Origin of the sequence: Limnospira fusiformis SAG 85.79, from assembly GCF_012516315.1 — a bacterium.
In the GTDB taxonomy this organism is placed as follows: Bacteria; Cyanobacteriota; Cyanobacteriia; order Cyanobacteriales; family Microcoleaceae; genus Limnospira; species Limnospira fusiformis.
In genome coordinates this window covers 5,076,996-5,093,082 of record NZ_CP051185.1, presented here as the reverse complement: position 1 = coordinate 5,093,082, position 16,087 = coordinate 5,076,996, and the positions used below count along the sequence as shown (strand labels likewise).

The 16,087-nt window shown below is 47.1% G+C and carries 10 protein-coding genes and 2 pseudogenes; 4 read left to right on the top strand and 8 right to left on the bottom strand.

Features of this window, described 5'->3' with window-relative positions; genetic code table 11:
* Nucleotides 1-47 precede the first annotated feature (47 nt).
* Nucleotides 48-533 carry an allophycocyanin subunit alpha gene (apcA, locus tag HFV01_RS23780; protein WP_006617276.1) on the bottom strand — a complete coding sequence of 162 codons (486 nt, stop codon included), beginning with the start codon at nucleotides 531-533 and terminating at the stop codon, nucleotides 48-50.
* A gap of 30 nt (nucleotides 534-563) precedes the next feature.
* On the opposite strand from apcA, the gene HFV01_RS23775 reads away from it, so the two are divergent.
* The 3 genes from HFV01_RS23775 to HFV01_RS23765 all read left to right on the top strand — a co-directional run bounded on the left by HFV01_RS23775 (nucleotide 564) and on the right by HFV01_RS23765 (nucleotide 1,813).
* Nucleotides 564-794, top strand: a complete 231-nt coding sequence (locus HFV01_RS23775) for a hypothetical protein (protein WP_006667936.1) — start codon at nucleotides 564-566, stop codon at nucleotides 792-794.
* Nucleotides 795-1,105: 311 nt separating this feature from the next.
* Nucleotides 1,106-1,642, top strand: coding sequence for a thylakoid membrane photosystem I accumulation factor (locus HFV01_RS23770; RefSeq protein WP_006621704.1), 537 nt, complete (start codon nucleotides 1,106-1,108; stop codon nucleotides 1,640-1,642).
* A gap of 12 nt (nucleotides 1,643-1,654) precedes the next feature.
* Nucleotides 1,655-1,813 carry a hypothetical protein gene (locus tag HFV01_RS23765; protein ID WP_155839091.1) on the top strand — a complete coding sequence of 53 codons (159 nt, stop codon included), beginning with the start codon at nucleotides 1,655-1,657 and terminating at the stop codon, nucleotides 1,811-1,813.
* Here the strand turns inward: HFV01_RS23765 and HFV01_RS31195 are convergent.
* The 7 genes and pseudogenes from HFV01_RS31195 to rpsT form a co-directional block, all read right to left on the bottom strand.
* A complete protein-coding gene (locus HFV01_RS31195; protein ID WP_071533530.1) occupies nucleotides 1,760-1,969 on the bottom strand; it encodes a hypothetical protein in 210 nt (69 codons plus the stop codon). The two genes, HFV01_RS23765 and HFV01_RS31195, sit on opposite strands and share 54 nt — an antisense overlap.
* Nucleotides 1,970-1,988: 19 nt before the next feature.
* A pseudogene (locus HFV01_RS23760) lies at nucleotides 1,989-2,932 on the bottom strand (IS630-like element ISAtsp7 family transposase).
* Between the two features lie 367 nt (nucleotides 2,933-3,299).
* Complete coding sequence (locus HFV01_RS23755; protein ID WP_006621700.1) at nucleotides 3,300-7,385, bottom strand: DNA-directed RNA polymerase subunit beta'; 4,086 nt, start codon at nucleotides 7,383-7,385, stop codon at nucleotides 3,300-3,302.
* A 183-nt stretch (nucleotides 7,386-7,568) separates the two neighbouring features.
* The gene (locus HFV01_RS23750; RefSeq protein WP_006621698.1) at nucleotides 7,569-9,461 is read right to left on the bottom strand and encodes a DNA-directed RNA polymerase subunit gamma; all 1,893 of its coding nucleotides are present in this window, start codon (nucleotides 9,459-9,461) and stop codon (nucleotides 7,569-7,571) included.
* A gap of 148 nt (nucleotides 9,462-9,609) precedes the next feature.
* A pseudogene (gene rpoB / locus HFV01_RS23745) lies at nucleotides 9,610-12,920 on the bottom strand (DNA-directed RNA polymerase subunit beta).
* A gap of 176 nt (nucleotides 12,921-13,096) precedes the next feature.
* Complete coding sequence (locus HFV01_RS23740; RefSeq protein WP_006621695.1) at nucleotides 13,097-13,903, bottom strand: TatD family hydrolase; 807 nt, start codon at nucleotides 13,901-13,903, stop codon at nucleotides 13,097-13,099.
* Between the two features lie 193 nt (nucleotides 13,904-14,096).
* Nucleotides 14,097-14,414: a 30S ribosomal protein S20 gene (gene rpsT / locus HFV01_RS23735; protein ID WP_193521303.1), complete on the bottom strand. Its 318-nt coding sequence runs from the start codon at nucleotides 14,412-14,414 to the stop codon at nucleotides 14,097-14,099.
* A gap of 322 nt (nucleotides 14,415-14,736) precedes the next feature.
* Here rpsT and hisD point away from each other — a divergent pair, with 322 nt between their 5' ends.
* Nucleotides 14,737-16,050, top strand: a complete 1,314-nt coding sequence (gene hisD / locus HFV01_RS23730) for a histidinol dehydrogenase (RefSeq protein ID WP_008056952.1) — start codon at nucleotides 14,737-14,739, stop codon at nucleotides 16,048-16,050.
* The last annotated feature ends 37 nt before the right edge of the window (nucleotides 16,051-16,087 follow it).

The following is a 16,087-nucleotide window of genomic DNA, read 5'->3' as shown; positions in this document are numbered from 1 at the left end:
TTGTTTAGATGAATCTTGGTCGATTAATAAGAGATAATCGCCAGTGCTTATGACATTGCACCAATTAGGTAGTCGAAGTAAGCACCTGCTTCGGCTGCGTCTTCTCCAGACAGCAGGGAAGTGGCTACACTCTTCATAGCCCGTACACCTTCAGCTACTGCTTCGATGGGAGTACCAAGAGATTTGTACATTTCGCGAACACCTACAACCCCGATTTCTTCAATGGGGGTAACATCGCCAGCAACAATTCCGTAGGTGATCAGACGCAGGTAGTAGTCTAGATCCCGCAGGCAGGTGGCAGTCATTTCCTCACCGTAGGCATTTCCACCGGGAGAGACTACATCAGGACGTTTTTGGAAAAGTTGGTTTCCTGCTTCCTTGATGATGCGCTCACGAGCACCTGTCATGGTTTCAGCAATCCGAACCCGGCGTTCGCCAGAGGTAACAAAGGATTTGATCCGATCTAATTCACCAGGGCTCAGATAACGCGCTTCAGCGTCTGCATTGACGATGGATTTGGTAACGATACTCATTTTCTACCACAGGGTTTAGCTAATGTGTTCATGATGAAGCCTACGACTTTCGGTCAGCCCGGTGTCGTGGCTCCTCAGCTTTGGGAAGTACCATTTAACCTGCCACAGGTGGCGGTTAGCAGGCAACTTCTCCTGAGCAGGCAACTTTTGGCTATTACCAAGATTGCCGAGTCATTTATCGATCGCGATCGGGCGTATTTGATTATACGCCGCCACGAGTTTCGGGTGTCCCTATTTGGTCCCCCAAATGAAACCTCATGACATGACTACCTCGAAATGTATTTTGAGGCATTATGTTCACATTATTAGTATATTTGTAATAGTTTTTAACATTTCATGGGGAAAAACTTAATAATTAGGGACGAGGGACTGAGGTAAATGGCCAAATCCGGCGGTGATTTTCCCGATACTGGCTGAATATTCGGGTCATAATCTTGGCGATCGCTGTTGTAAAATGTCGTTAAAAGATTGTAACAATTCCGAAAGCTAGGACTCTCAATTAACTGATGACAGTGCTGAACTCCAACCCAATAACATTCAACCTCCGACTCATACCCAGGGGCTTACTAATCATGGCCTTAGCTGCCTTGCTAACATTTCCCCTGGGAACTGGTCCAGCTTTAGCAAATATTGACGATGATAAGTTTGATGGCAACATTTTTGCTCTTTATGGCGGTAATGGGTCTCTGGTGCCGCCACGAGTTGAACTGTCCCAGTCTTTGAGACTCCATAAACCAGCATTGCTAGTTTTTTTCCTGGACGACAGCCGCGACTGCAAAGTATTTTCGACAACAGTATCGCAACTACAAGAGTATTACGGAAGGGCTGCGGACTTTATCCCAGTTAATATTGATTCAATCCCCATGGACTCGTCCCTACCTCCCACGGAACCGGGTCATTACTATCGAGGATATGTTCCCCAAACAGTGATAATTGACCAATCAGGAGATGTCGTGTTAGATGAGGTGGGGCTAGTCGCCTATGAAAAGGTAGATGATGTATTCCGGGAAGTATTCGACTTATTACCCCGTGAGAAATCTGTAGAACTGCGACGCAAACCCGTTAATGAGATTAATAGTGAAGCGTTCACCTTTGTCTTGGAATTGTAGAAGTCCAGATTGGTGTCAAGGGACTTAATGCGATCGCTTTTTTGTCCTAACTGGGAATTTGTACTTGTTTTGTCCATTTTCCCAGTAGGCTACCTTCCATTGGGTCAGTCTGATAACTTACTCCTTGCTTTCTCCCCTGGGACGGTTAATCCGGCTAGTGCGATCGCTTAATCCTGTTGGGTACTGCCTATATTGATTTAGGATTGTGTAAATCAGCTTCATTAATTCGTTGTCTCTGGAGTTAACCTCTGATATCAGTTTCTGGTTTTGCTTCATTAATTGCCAGACTAAAAAAACCGTAATGCCATCAGTCCCCAGCTTGACTATACAGCCTTTATCTCAATCATTAAGCACAGTAACAACACTTGGTAAACCAGTTATTCAAACACTGTAAATCCACAAGGCTTACCGCCACTTCTACCAATCTCACTAATAATTCCATGGTCTCCGTCCTGAACTTGCACACTAAACTTTTGAGCTGTGACCACATCATCTCTATCGGGTTAAACTCAGGGGAATACACCGGCAGATATTCTACCCTGGCTCCTACTGACTCTATCATTTCTTTGACTTCTTCTCGATGATGAGAATTTCAGTTATCCATTACCACTACATCTCCTTTTTTTAATTTTGGCAATAAATCTAACTTGATGAATTGGAGAAAATCCTCTTTTTTCATGGACCCTTCTAATGTTTGAGTCGCTACCACTCCGGAGAGCTTAATTGCACCAATTATTGTCATTTTTTGACCTCGATAGGATTTCCGCAGTTCATAGACTTTTTTCCCTTTCGTCGCTCTGGCTAACGGTCTGCTCATCCCTACCCATAACCCACTTTCATCAATAAACACAAGCTTTTCAGGAGACACATCTCTAATTCTTTACCAATAATCTACTCGCGCTTTCTGTACTTCTTCAGTTACTACTTTTTCGCTCCTGTATGTTTTTTTTTGAGACTTATATCGTGCTGCTTTAAAAATCTATCTATCATGGTCGTACTGACATTTATGCCCAGCTTGTCTCTGAGCTTCTCACTATATTGCCATAAGGTCAGGTCGGGGTGGGCTTCCACAATATCTATCACGGCTTCCTCATGCTTAGATAAAATGCTTTTCTTTTTAGTGCCACACTTACGAGGAGATAAGTCTCCCGTTAATCGATACTGTTTGACCAGTCGCCTTACCGTGTCTGGACTCACCAAAAAGCGTTTCGCTACTTTTCGGATAGAAGTGTCTCCTTTTTCATAGGCTTCTACTATCTTTTTCCGAAAATCTAAAGAGTAACGGCTCATGGTAGTTGGTTGTGATAACTGATACAATAGCCATACATTATACTGTACTTTGTGTTTTGTGTAAAGGCTGTATCATCGGGTATAGCATTAGTCAAGCTGCGTCCTAACCACCTTGACTAATGCTATATCATCAAGATATACTTTTTTATAATTGTAATTTGTGTTAAATTATTAAAATTTCCAATATCTGAATTATTTAGCAGTATACCATAACTCCCCGCAAAAAGCAACCACTCCCCCCAAAAAAAAATTTTTGCAGCATTTGTTAATTTTTCGTTACAAAACTTAACATAACTTCCGTAACAAAAAAGTAGAGACAAGGTACGCTTTGTCTCTACTCTTGTTTATTGCCTAATTAGGCACGGTGTTAGAAATCGTCGTCATCAAGGATGTCATCAGTGATGATAGCAGACGAGAAAGGTTCTTCATCGTCGTCATCAATTAAAGGGAAATTATCAGAATCATCATTGATAGCAAACTCATTATCCTCATCATCCTCATTATCTACGAGGTCATCAGAGAACATAGCCTGGTCACTGTAGGCGCGAGCCGAGTGGTCATCAAGAATTACATCTTCCCGCAAATCATCATTATTAACATCATCTTCGAGGTAGCTGTAAGGTTCCTCATCCATAACCGACTCTTCCGCCAAAACCGGGTCTTCATAAGCATTAAAACCGCTACCAGCAGGAATTAGTCGTCCGATGATGACATTTTCCTTGAGACCTCGCAACCAGTCCGACTTACCCTCAATAGCAGCTTCAGTTAAGACGCGAGTAGTCTCTTGGAAACTAGCGGCGGAGATAAAGCTGTCAGTATTGAGAGAAGCCTTAGTAATCCCCAACAGAACAGGAGTATAGCGAGCGGGAGCGCCGCCAGTAATAAACATAGCCTCATTGACCTGTTCAACCTGACGAAGTTCCGTCAACTCTCCTGGAAGAGTAGTAGTATCACCGCCATCATCAATGCGAACCTTAGAGGTCATCTGACGGACAATCACCTCGATATGCTTGTCGGAAATATCAATACCCTGAGATTGATAAACCGATTGAACCTCATTAACCAGGAAAATCTGACACTTTTGGAAGCTCTTGAGAGCCGCCTCATAAACCATCCCATCCTGTTCCAGATAGTAGTTAAAGAACACCTCCAGAATTTCATGAGGATTAGCCGGACCATCAGTGAGAGGCTGTCCGACATCAACGGTTTGTCCATCAGAGACAATAACTGTCTGACCAGGAGTAAGGGGATACTCAGTCGCAGCGCCGCCAGACTCAATCACGCGCAACTGGACCAAATCATCAAAAACCTCCAGCTGAGCCGTACCGGGTTGTTTAGCCAAAATACAAGCCTCTTTAGGTTTACGAGCCTCCAGAAGTTCCTCAATACGAGGTAGACCCTGAATAATATCCCCAGTTTTGGGTCGCTCAAAAACCAAAAGCACCAAATTATCACCCCGTTGGACCAAATCGCCATCGCTCAAATGCAGAACCGCGCCGGAGGAAACGCGATAGGGTCTTCCAATACGGAGAACTATTGATGTTTCCGAGTCATCCTGGTTAATAGCCACAACTTGGCCAGACTGGGACAATTTAACTCCAGGTGCAATTTCGGAATCTTCCACTACCAGTTGACCGACTTTAACAGTAGGAGTGACACCATCGGGTAGTTGAATGGTCATCATATCGGTGTCACGAACAATGAGACAGCGACGGAGAATTTCAGCACCGGAGCGAATACCGCCAACGACACCGCCATCTTTACCGAGAATTTCGGTGCGAGTGACGACTGCGCCTGGTTCAATTTCCTGACCATCATGGACCAGTAAGCGAGTCCGGGTGCTACCTTGGGTGGAGTCAGCGATAATATCGCGCCGAATCACCAAAGACTCTAAAATCACCAATTGGAGGCGCATAATCTCAGGATTATCTTCATCGGGAATCAACTCGATATCAGCAGCCAACTGAGGCGCTTCGGTACCGATGTTAATTACCAACTGAGTACGCAACAGTTCGACTCCTTCGACAGACCGAACTCGCTCGCCGTCTTTATAAGATAGACGTTGTACTGCTTGGAGAGAGATAGACTGATTGAGGGATTCCTGGGAGGGAACTGGGGGAGTTTCTGGAACATGAAATTCCACGACGGGACGCAATAGCAAGGCGGGACCTTCGGGAGATTCCACATACTCAACATAATTAAGTTCTGTGGCTGTAACTCCTGGTATAACTTCTTCTCCGGCGTTTTTAATTTGACCATCGATCGCCATTACCATTTCGGGGTCATCGACCAGATGCAATTCCCCTGGTTTGACGACAATTTCGCGAAGGATATCGTTCTTTTGGGTAACTTCAATGACCCCTTTACTCTGACAGAAGATATCTTTAACTACCTCTGTTCCGGCTTCGACATATTGACCATCTTCAACGATTAACAGAGAGATGTCCTTATTCACTTCGTGACACTCTTCAGGAATCCATAATAAGGTTCCCCCAGAAGTCACCTCATAGCCTTGTTTACCTTTGGAGCGTTTAGCAACTTCCACGCCAGCGTATTTAATAATCCCGCCAGTAGTGGTGCGGTAGCTATCATCCATCAATTCCGCGATCACTTCATGATTTTCGACCTTGCTACCGGGTGTAACTTTGAGGGAGAAACGGTGATTGCTGTTAGTTTCAATCACATATTGTTCCCGTCCCAACTCTGATTGGAGACGTACCAAAGCCTGGTCTAAAAGTACAGAGGCGGTGATAATTTCAATTTCCCGTGGTAGAGCATTTTCCTCACCGGAGGAGGTGGTGATCATACCATCAGCGAGTGTTTCTGTGGCTACAGTGGCGGGGTCTATGTCATTATCATCGGTAATGCGGACAATACCGCCATGTTCGGTTTGCAGTTTAGTTTGAGCCAGGACGCTACCTGGTTCCACACGATCGCCATTTTTGACCACTGGTTCTGCGCCGGGGGGTAAGTTATAAACTTCTCCGGCTAAGACCCACAGCAAGCCACCCCGTTGAGCGATGCGGGTCATATTTCCTTGGCGATCGAGTTTTTCTTCTGGTACAACGTCAGCAAACTTAACCTCTCCGGCTAAATCTGTTGCTACGTCCTTAGTGGCTTTTTCAGTAGTTTTGCGAGCGGTTCGTCCCCCAGCCATAATTTCCACCAGGACTTGGTCGGCGTTAACCGCTTGTCCATCGTGAACCACCACCGTAGAGCCTTGGCTGATGTTAATGCGCTTGTTCCCGTCTTTCCCTTCCACCGTGAGATAACCGTTGCTTTCAGCCAGGAAGGAGTCATCCCCGTGTCGGGTACGGAAAGCACGCAGACGGAGAGTTTTCGGAAATTTAACAGTCCCATCAAAGGGAGCGCGGAGAAACCCAGCCGCTTCAGCGGTAAATACGCCTCCGGTGTGGAAGGTCCGCATAGTCAACTGAGTTCCCGGTTCCCCGATAGACTGAGCCGCGATAATACCGATCGCTTCTCCTAAGTCTACCATTTCCGCATGAGCCAAACTCCAGCCATAGCAGTGGCGACATACGGATCTGTTCGCCTCACAGGTTAGAGGCGATCGCACAAAAACTTTTTTCACCCCAGCATTACAGATAGCGGAGGCTAGGTCATCACAAACGACTTGATTGCGAACAGCGCGGATTTCTCCAAAGCTAATAATTTCCCCGGTCTCTGGGTTTTTTACGTCCTCACCCAAGACGCGACCCATAAGGCGGTCTTTGAGGGGAATCAAAATGCGATCGCCGTCCGTCATATCTCCCAGAGTGATTCCCCGTTCCGTACCGCAGTCAATTTCCCGCAGAATCACATCCTGAGACACATCCACCAACCGTCTGGTCAAGTATCCCGAATCTGCCGTCCGCAGCGCCGTATCTACCAATCCTTTCCGCGCCCCGTAAGACGAGATAATATATTCTGTTACCGTCAATCCTTCCCGGAAATTAGTTTTAATCGGCTGGTCAATAATTTCCCCTTGAGGGTCAGCCATCAAACCCCGCATTCCCACCAATTGACGGACTTGGGAGATATTACCCCGCGCACCAGAGAACGCCATCATATAGACCGAGTTCAGGGGATTTGTCGAGCGGAAATTCCGCACTACTTCATCCTTCAGAGCCTCCGACGTACCGTTCCAGGTATCAATTACTTTTTGAAAACGTTCTACTTCCGTGATTTCTCCCTTCGTGTATCGCCGTTCTGTGCGCCGAATTTCCTCTTCTGCCTCCTCTAATAAATCCTTTTTTGACTGCGGAATTTGCAGGTCATCAACACTAATTGAAACCCCCGCTCTCGTAGCATATTTAAATCCCAAATCCTTCAACTCATCAGCTACTTGAGCCGTGACCGCGCTCCCATGATTCATAAAAGCCCAGGTCATCAATTTTTTCAGTTGACCTTTATCGATAACTCGGTTGCGGAAGATTTTTTTATTGTCAGACATAGCAGTTCACATTCAAAGTGCAAAATTTTTAAAGCCGTAGTCCTGATTTTTTCCCCAGGAATTTCCCCTCGCGAGGCGTTTTTTGGGGAGAGGCGGGTTCACGGCATTAACCTTGGCTATGGCTCCGCGTAGTCCCCCGCCCTTACCCCTCTAGGCAGACATCATATCTGCCTTTAATCATTGTTAAACCAGAGCATCTAGCACGGTTTTATTGAAGATAATTCGACCAGCCGTTGTCCGCACATATTGGGAAATCATGTTACCGTCCTTATCTTCTCGAACTCTCCTGGTCAAATTGCCACTTTTTTGACCCCTGTATAATTTCGTCAGATTGCTTCCATCAGCCGACTTTTCCTCTCCGTCAATTTCTTCAGGTTCATCTAGGTCAACCTCCCCATCAAAACGCACCCAAATCTCAGCGTGTAAATCCAGCAAACCGTGAGTATAAGCCACGCAAGCATCTTCCAGGTTACTGAAATAGCGATCTTTTCCTCGCACCGCCTTCGGATTTTTGGCAGTCAGATAATAGCAACCCAAAACCATATCCTGAGAAGGAGTAACAATAGGTCTTCCCGTAGCCGGAGACAGAATATTATTACTAGCCAACATCAACAAACGCGCTTCCGCCTGAGCCTCAATAGACAAAGGAACGTGAACAGCCATTTGGTCACCGTCAAAGTCAGCGTTAAAAGCCGGACAGACCAGGGGATGCAATTTAATCGCCCTTCCTTCCACCAGCATAGGTTCAAAAGCCTGAATTCCCAGGCGGTGGAGAGTTGGCGCACGGTTAAGCATAACTGGGTGTCCAGAAATCACCTCTTCTAACACATCCCAAACACTCGGATCGCCGCGTTGAATCAACTTTTTCGCCGCCTTAATGTTATTAACCAAATTCTGACGAATCAGGCGATGAATCACAAAAGGCTGGAAAAGTTCGATCGCCATTTCCCGAGGTAGTCCGCACTGGTGCATTTTCAAATTCGGACCCACCACAATCACAGAACGCCCCGAATAATCAACCCGTTTTCCCAGCAAGTTTTGACGGAAGCGGCCTTGTTTACCCTCAATAATATCCGAGAGAGATTTCAAAGGTCGGTTATTAGCACCCACCACAGTCCGACCGCGGCGACCATTATCAATTAAGGCATCCACCGCTTCTTGTAGCATTCGCTTTTCATTGCGGATAATAATTTCCGGCGCCAAAATCTCCTGCAACCTAGCCAGGCGATTATTACGGTTAATCACCCGTCGATAGAGGTCGTTTAGGTCAGAAGTAGCAAAGCGACCCCCATCTAACTGAACCATCGGTCGCAAATCCGGGGGAATTACCGGAATCACATTTAAAACCATCCATTCCGTTTTAGAACTGGTGGCGATAAAGTTATCAATGATCCGCAGTCGCTTAATCAGCTTGGCGCGTTTTTGACCTTTAGCGTTAGCAATATCCGTTCGCAATTTTTCCGCTTCTTCTTCTAGGGGGATATCTTCCAATAAACGGGCGATCGCCTCAGCGCCAATACCCACTTCCACCCCAACCAGTTCGCCTTCTTCTGCGTAAATCTGCTCCTCAATTTCCAGCCATTGTTCTTCCAGCAGCAGTTGTTTATAGGATAGATTATCAGCATTCCCCGGATTCAATACCACATAGGCATTAAAATAAACCACCTGTTCCACATCTCGCAGAGGCATATCCAGCAAAATCGCCATATAGCTAGGAATACCCTTGAGATACCAAACATGAGTCACCGGAGCCGCCAGTTTAATAAAGCCCATGCGATGTCGTCGCACCCGCGATTCTGTAACTTCTACCCCGCAACGTTCGCAAACAATCCCCCGATGTCGAACTCGTTTATATTTACCACAGTGACATTCCCAGTCCTTAGCCGGTCCAAAAATACGCTCACAGAACAACCCATCCATTTCCGGCTTGAGGGTACGGTAGTTAATAGTTTCGGGCTTGGTAACTTCCCCTACCACTTGACCGTTGGGTAAAGTACGTTCTCCCCATTGTCGGATGCGTTCTGGAGACGCTAACCCAATTTTAACGTAATCAAAACGTTGCTCTATCTTAGGCATAATTCTTGTACATTGAATGCTAACACAAAAAACCGTTCCATCGTCGCGGGTGCGCGGAGAGGGGCAGGTGCTTGTAGGTGATGCTTTCCGAATCAGCCATCAAGTCCACCTACCCAATTTCTGAACCCGCCCCAGCAGATGAATTGACCTACAACCGGTTACCCTGATCGTCGTCATCAATGACGCTCAAATCGTATGTAGGCTTAGAAGGTGTTCTGACCCGGTGAGGCTCATCAGCCATCAGGTCTACCTCCAAATCTTTACTAGCACCATCCTTTTTGTTAGTTTCCACCTTATGAGCTGCAATATCCAAACACAAAGATTGCAACTCCCGCATCAGCACTTTAAACGATTCTGGCGTACCTGGTCGAGGGATAGCTTTGCCTTTAACGATCGCATTTAGAGCTTCATTACGGCCTGCCATATCATCAGACTTAACCGTTAGCAACTCTTGCAAAGTATAAGCTGCCCCAAACGCTTCCAATGCCCACACCTCCATTTCTCCGAACCGCTGACCGCCTTGTTGTGCCTTTCCACCCAACGGCTGTTGAGTCACCAAAGAATAAGGACCAGTAGACCGGGCGTGAATCTTATCATCCACCAAGTGAACCAACTTGAGGATATAAGCGATACCCACCGTTACCGGTTGGTCAAAGGCTTCTCCCGTGCGGCCGTCATAAACAATAGTTTTGCCTGGGTATTCCTCACTAAATAACCAATCCTTTTTGAGTTTTTCGCGGGCTTCTTTAAGTTTACTGTGGACTGTCTCACGGGACATTTCTTGACCAAACATTTCATCAAACGGGATCACCTTAAACCGCCGTTTCAGGTTTTCTCCCGCCCATCCCATCAAACACTCAAAGATTTGACCTACATTCATACGACTAGGCACACCCAGGGGATTCAGGACGATATCCATTGGCCGACCATCAGGGAGATAGGGCATATCTTCAATGGGAAGAATACGCGAGACAATCCCCTTATTACCGTGGCGGCCCGCCATTTTGTCTCCCACCTGAATTTTACGTTTTTGTGCCACATAGACCCGCACCACCATATTAGCTCCTGGGGGCAGTTCATCGCCTTGTTCTCGGGTAAACACCCGCACATCGACCACCCGCCCTTTTTCACCATTAGGAACCCGCAGCGAGTTATCCCGCACATCCCTGGCTTTTTCTCCAAAGATAGCCCGCAGCAGTTTTTCTTCTGGGGGTTGGTCCGACTCTCCTTTCGGGGTAACTTTTCCTACCAGAATATCTCCCGACTCTACCCAAGCGCCAATGCGAATAATCCCGGAAGCGTCCAGTTGTCGCAGGGAGTCTTCCCCGACGTTGGGTATTTCGCGGGTAATTTCTTTTCCAGTCCTAGTTTGGTTTGTCGCGCCTCAATCTCAAATTTTTCGATATGGATTGACGTATAAACATCGTCATAAACCAGACGTTCACTAATTAGGATTGCGTCTTCATAGTTGTAGCCTTCCCAGGGCATATAGGCCACTAAAACGTTATGACCCAGAGCCAATTCTGCCCCTTCCGTCGAGGAACCATCAGCTAACACCTGACCTGCCACTACTTGGTCGCCTTCATAGACTAAGGGGCGCTGGTTTAAGCAGGTATCTTGGTTAGACCGTTGGTATTTTTGCAGTTCATATTCGATTTCCCAACCTTCCGGGTCAATCACCCGAATTTTCGCGCCATCCACATAACTGACTTCTCCATCAGTACGAGATACAATCACCATACCTGAGTCCCGCGCCGCCTGGGCTTCTAGTCCCGTTCCTACAAACGGACGTTCAGGACGCAGCAGCGGAACTGCTTGGCGCTGCATATTGGAACCCATCAGCGCACGGTTAGCGTCATCGTGTTCTAGGAAGGGAATTAGGGAGGTAGCTACCGAGACAATTTGCACCGGGGAAACCGCTACATAGTCCACTTGGTCGGGGCTGGTTTTGGTGAAGTCCTGACGATAACGCACCGGAACTAGGTCGCCGAGGATATATCCCTCGGAGTCATAGCTAATGTCTCCTGGTGCTACCCGTAAATCGTCTTCCTCGTCAGCCGTCATATACACCGGAGACAAATCTCGGCGCACTCGTCCATTTTCTACGGGATAGTAAGGGGTTTCGATGAAGCCGTAGGGGTTAACCCGGGCGTGGGTAGCCAGGGAGCCAATTAGACCCGCGTTCGGCCCTTCTGGGGTTTCGATGGGACAGATACGACCATAGTGGCTTGGGTGAATATCACGCACAGCAAAGCCAGCCCGTTCTCGTGTTAAGCCACCGGGACCTAGGGCAGATAAACGCCGTTTATGGGTTAATTCCGCTAGGGGGTTAGTTTGATCCATAAATTGGGACAGTTGGCTAGACCCGAAAAATTCTTTGATGGCTGCTACCAAAGGTTTCGGGTTCACTAGGGAGGCGGGGGTTAGGGTTTCGGCATCGCCAACGGTCATCCGTTCCCGAATAATTCTTTCTAAACGGTTTAAACCTACTCGGATTTGGTTTTGCAATAGTTCCCCTACTGAACGCACCCGACGATTACCCAGGTGGTCAATGTCATCGGTTTCGCCGATGTCGTATTCTAGGTTAATCAGGTAGTCGATCGCCGATAGAATATCAGTGGGAGTTAGGACTCTGGTGCTATCTGGCACACTTAGCCTTAGTTTCCGGTTCAGTTTATGCCGTCCTACCCGACCCAAATCATAGCGTTTCGGGTCAAAGAAGCGATTCTGCAAAAGTTGTTCTCCCCCGGTGATGGTGGGAGGTTCCCCTGGTCGCAGTTTTCGATACAACTCCATCAGGGCATCTTCTTCGCTAAATTCCCCTTCTTTTTCGATGGTTTTTTGGAAGTAGTCTGGGTGCCGCAATGCGTCAAATATTTCGTTATTCGTCAATCCTAGGGCTTTCAGAAGTATCTGAGCCGACAGTTTGCGAGTTTTGTCAATTCTTACCCAAACTAGATCATTTTTATCGGTTTCAAATTTCAACCAAGCGCCTCGGTTCGGGATGAGGGAGGCGCTATAGGTACGTCGTTGGTTTTTATCGATTTCCGATTTGTAGTATACCCCCGGACTCCGCACAATTTGGTTAACAATAACTCGCTCGGCTCCGTTAATAATAAACGTGCCACGTTCGGTCATTAAGGGCAGGTCTCCGATAAAAACTTCCTGCTCCTTAATCTCCCCGGTTTCTTTGTTAATTAGTCGGGTAGGGACGTACATCTGCACGGAGTATGTACTATCCCGCCGTTTGGCATCGTCTACGTCATATTTGGGCTGTTTCAGCTTGTAATCTCTGGCTAAGAAATGCAGTTCTAGTTTCCCTGTATAATCACTGATGGGCGAGAAACTTTCTAATTCTTCAATTAGCCCGGTTTCTAAAAACCAACGAAAACTCGATCGCTGAATTTCAATTAAATCAGGAAGTTCAAATGCGGATTCGTATTGGGTTGTGTTTATCATGGTTTCTACAGGTCTGCTGGGATGTTCAAGGTCTGCTGGTATGTTAGGGTTAGGCGAAATCAGGGTTACCCCTACCACATCATCGCCCCCATTGAGTATCGATATATCCCCACCTCTGGGCAATTGCTCAATGGCTCGTCGGGCCATTGGGGAAATTTGGGAGTTGATTTGTTTGATTAGGGGGTTAGTTTACTAGGAATGACGGACAAGCCAAATAATTCCGAGGCATTTTTAGTAGTCTGCTGACTCAGAGTTTCTAGGGATACACCCCGGAGTTCGGATACTTTTTCGGCAACGTATTTCACGAAGGCGGGTTCGTTCCGTTTACCTCGTCGAGGAACCGGAGCTAGAAAGGGGCAGTCAGTTTCAATCAATAGCCGATCGCTACTAACCCGACGAGCAGATTCCTGAATTTGGGTAGCATTTTTAAAGGTTACCGTTCCGCTGAAACTAATGTAAAACCCCAAGTCTAAAAACCATTGCATTTCTTCAGGACTTCCACCCCAACAGTGCATAACACCTCGCACGGGACCATGATCTTTATCATCGAAGAAATCCCGCAACAGTTCCACCATCGAGGCGGCTGCATCTCGACAGTGGATAATTACGGGTTTATTTAGTTGGCGAGCTATTTCCAGTTGGGCTTGGCAAATTTCCTTTTGACGGGCTTCATCCTTAGCCTTATAAAAGTCTAACCCCGTTTCCCCGATCGCTACTACCCTCGGATCAGATTCAGCTAGAGTCCTAATTTCACTGGCTGTGGTTTCTGTCCATTTCTCTGTATCCAGAGGGTGCAACCCTACGGCAAAGGATAGTTCTTCTACTTGGTCGGCGATCGCCCTGATTTCGGCAAATTCCCCTGGATGAACACAGGAGTGTACCAAAGACACCACTCCAGCAGACCGCCATCGCTGCCGGATACCTCCGAGGTCTGTAGCCAGACTCTTGAAGTTAATGTGAACGTGAGTATCAATTAGCTGCATCTGGTGCTATCTGTCCTTCAGCATAGTTCCCAGCCTTTCGGCTAATATTTTAGCCAACACTGTTGGATTTTTGGTGATCACCGTTTTCTGGGATATCCCATTTAGCATAGCCATCCACTGAAGTTATAGGTTTTTCAACCCCTCACTTCAGTGCGACTTGCTGACATACTCGCGGACGGCACGAGGTTTCCCCCTAGGAGGCTGTCGCTTCCTGGGCGCTAGAATTAGGCTGGTGTCGTTTCAAGAACCGAGCTAATCTCGATTTTTTCCGTGCCGCATTGTTCCGGTGCAGAACACCTACCTTAACGGCTTTATCGATTTTACTGGTGGTTGCTGACATCCGCTGCTGGACTTCCTGCAACGCTTCATCGCTGGGATCAGCCGCATATTGCTCAACAGCGGCAAAATATTTTCTCATGAGAGTCCTGACGGCTGAATTATAGGTTCTATTCCTCAGCCGATTGCGTTCAGCAATTTGGACTCGTTTAATGGCAGATTTGATGTTGGCCATGGCTTCCGGTGTAGGACTACGCGGATCTTTGATAATCAAGATTTCCAGAAATACCAATATAGCACGTCAATAGGGGAATTTGTGCATTAAATTTTTATTTTGCCAATACGGGGGCGCAAAAGTCCAGATGAGGGCTGAAGATCTCGGAGTCAGGCAGAGTCTGTGAATCCGCGTTACACTATATAACAAACGCGGGTTATACTGAAAGTTAGGCTGACCTGGTTCGGCTTAATTAGGTATAAAAGAAATTTAGCCCCATCCGGGTTGCTCAATTCCCTTGCGTTTTGGCTAGTAACTTCTACGGTTTGCACTCCTAATCACCATGCTGCGAATTATTACTCAGTGGGTTGAAGCACAATCAGAACTGCGACGCATCGCCAGTCGTACCCATGATGATACTGTTATCCATAAAGAAGCTACGGTGCGAGAAGTTCTGCAAACCGTGAAGCGACAAGGGGATAAAGCACTGCTGCACTACACCCAAGAATTTGACCACAAAACTCTGACCCTGGAACAGTTGCGGGTCAGTGCTTCGGAGTTGGATGTCGCTTATCAACAGGTTAATTGCGAACTTCTCGATGCAATTCGGTTAGCAAAAAAACAGATTGAGGCATTTCACCGCCAGCGTGTTCCTAAGTCTTGGGTTCAGTTTGGCGATGATAATGTGGTTTTAGGTAAACGATACACCCCTGTTGACCGGGCGGGTTTATATGTGCCGGGAGGCCAAGCGTGCTATCTCAGTACGGTTTTAATGAATGCTATTCCGGCTAATGTGGCTAAAGTGCCTCGCATTGTGATGGTAACTCCCCCAGGCATTGATAATAAGATTAGTCCGGCGATTTTGGTGGCGGCTCAGGAAGCTGGAGTCCAGGAAATTTATCGGGTAGGTGGCGCTCAGGCGATCGCTGCTTTGGCTTATGGTACGGAAACTGTGCCGAAAGTTGATGTGATCACAGGTCCGGGTAATATATATGTAACGCTGGCGAAAAAATTGGTTTATGGTACTGTCGGTATTGACTCGCTGGCGGGACCGTCTGAGGTGCTAATTATTGCCAATAGTATCGCCTCCCCTGTTCATGTGGCCGCGGATATGCTGGCTCAGGCAGAACATGATACAATGGCGGCGGCGATTTTGTTGACGACAGACTCGGCTTTGGCTCGTCAGGTGGTGGCTGAGGTGGAACGACAGCTTGAGCATCACCCGCGCCGAACTATGACGGAAAAGGCGATCGCTCACTATGGCTTAGTGGTGGTGGTGGACTCCCTAGAAGCAGCCGCTCAGTTATCTAATGAATTTGCTCCCGAACACCTAGAGCTAGAAGTTGAGGAGCCGTGGGAACTATTAGAACACATTCGCCATGCGGGGGCAATTTTCCTAGGTTGTTCGACCCCGGAAGCCGTGGGAGATTATTTAGCAGGTCCTAACCACACCCTACCCACTTCAGGTGCGGCTAGGTATGCTTCCGCTTTAGGGGTGGAAGTATTTATGAAACACTCCAGTTTGATTGAATATTCTCCGCAGGCGCTGCAAAAAGTCGCAAATGCTGTTAATATTTTGGCTACTGCAGAAGGGCTACCATCCCATGCAGATTCTGTTCGTCTGCGGACGAAAAATCAGGGAGATGGGGATTTTTAGCGGGTGTTGCTGATTTCTATGTCAGCTTAATGTGAGG

Bases quoted from the DNA above. Each gene is read 5' to 3' on its own strand.
- apcA (WP_006617276.1), bottom strand. From the start codon at position 533: ATGAGTATCGTTACCAAATCCATCGTCAATGCAGACGCTGAAGCGCGT.
- HFV01_RS23775 (WP_006667936.1), top strand. From the start codon at position 564: ATGATGAAGCCTACGACTTTCGGTCAGCCCGGTGTCGTGGCTCCTCAG.
- HFV01_RS23770 (WP_006621704.1), top strand. From the start codon at position 1,106: ATGGCCTTAGCTGCCTTGCTAACATTTCCCCTGGGAACTGGTCCAGCT.
- HFV01_RS23755 (WP_006621700.1), bottom strand. From the start codon at position 7,385: ATGTCTGACAATAAAAAAATCTTCCGCAACCGAGTTATCGATAAAGGT.
- HFV01_RS23750 (WP_006621698.1), bottom strand. From the start codon at position 9,461: ATGCCTAAGATAGAGCAACGTTTTGATTACGTTAAAATTGGGTTAGCG.
- HFV01_RS23740 (WP_006621695.1), bottom strand. From the start codon at position 13,903: ATGCAGCTAATTGATACTCACGTTCACATTAACTTCAAGAGTCTGGCT.
- rpsT (WP_193521303.1), bottom strand. From the start codon at position 14,414: ATGGCCAACATCAAATCTGCCATTAAACGAGTCCAAATTGCTGAACGC.
- hisD (WP_008056952.1), top strand. From the start codon at position 14,737: ATGCTGCGAATTATTACTCAGTGGGTTGAAGCACAATCAGAACTGCGA.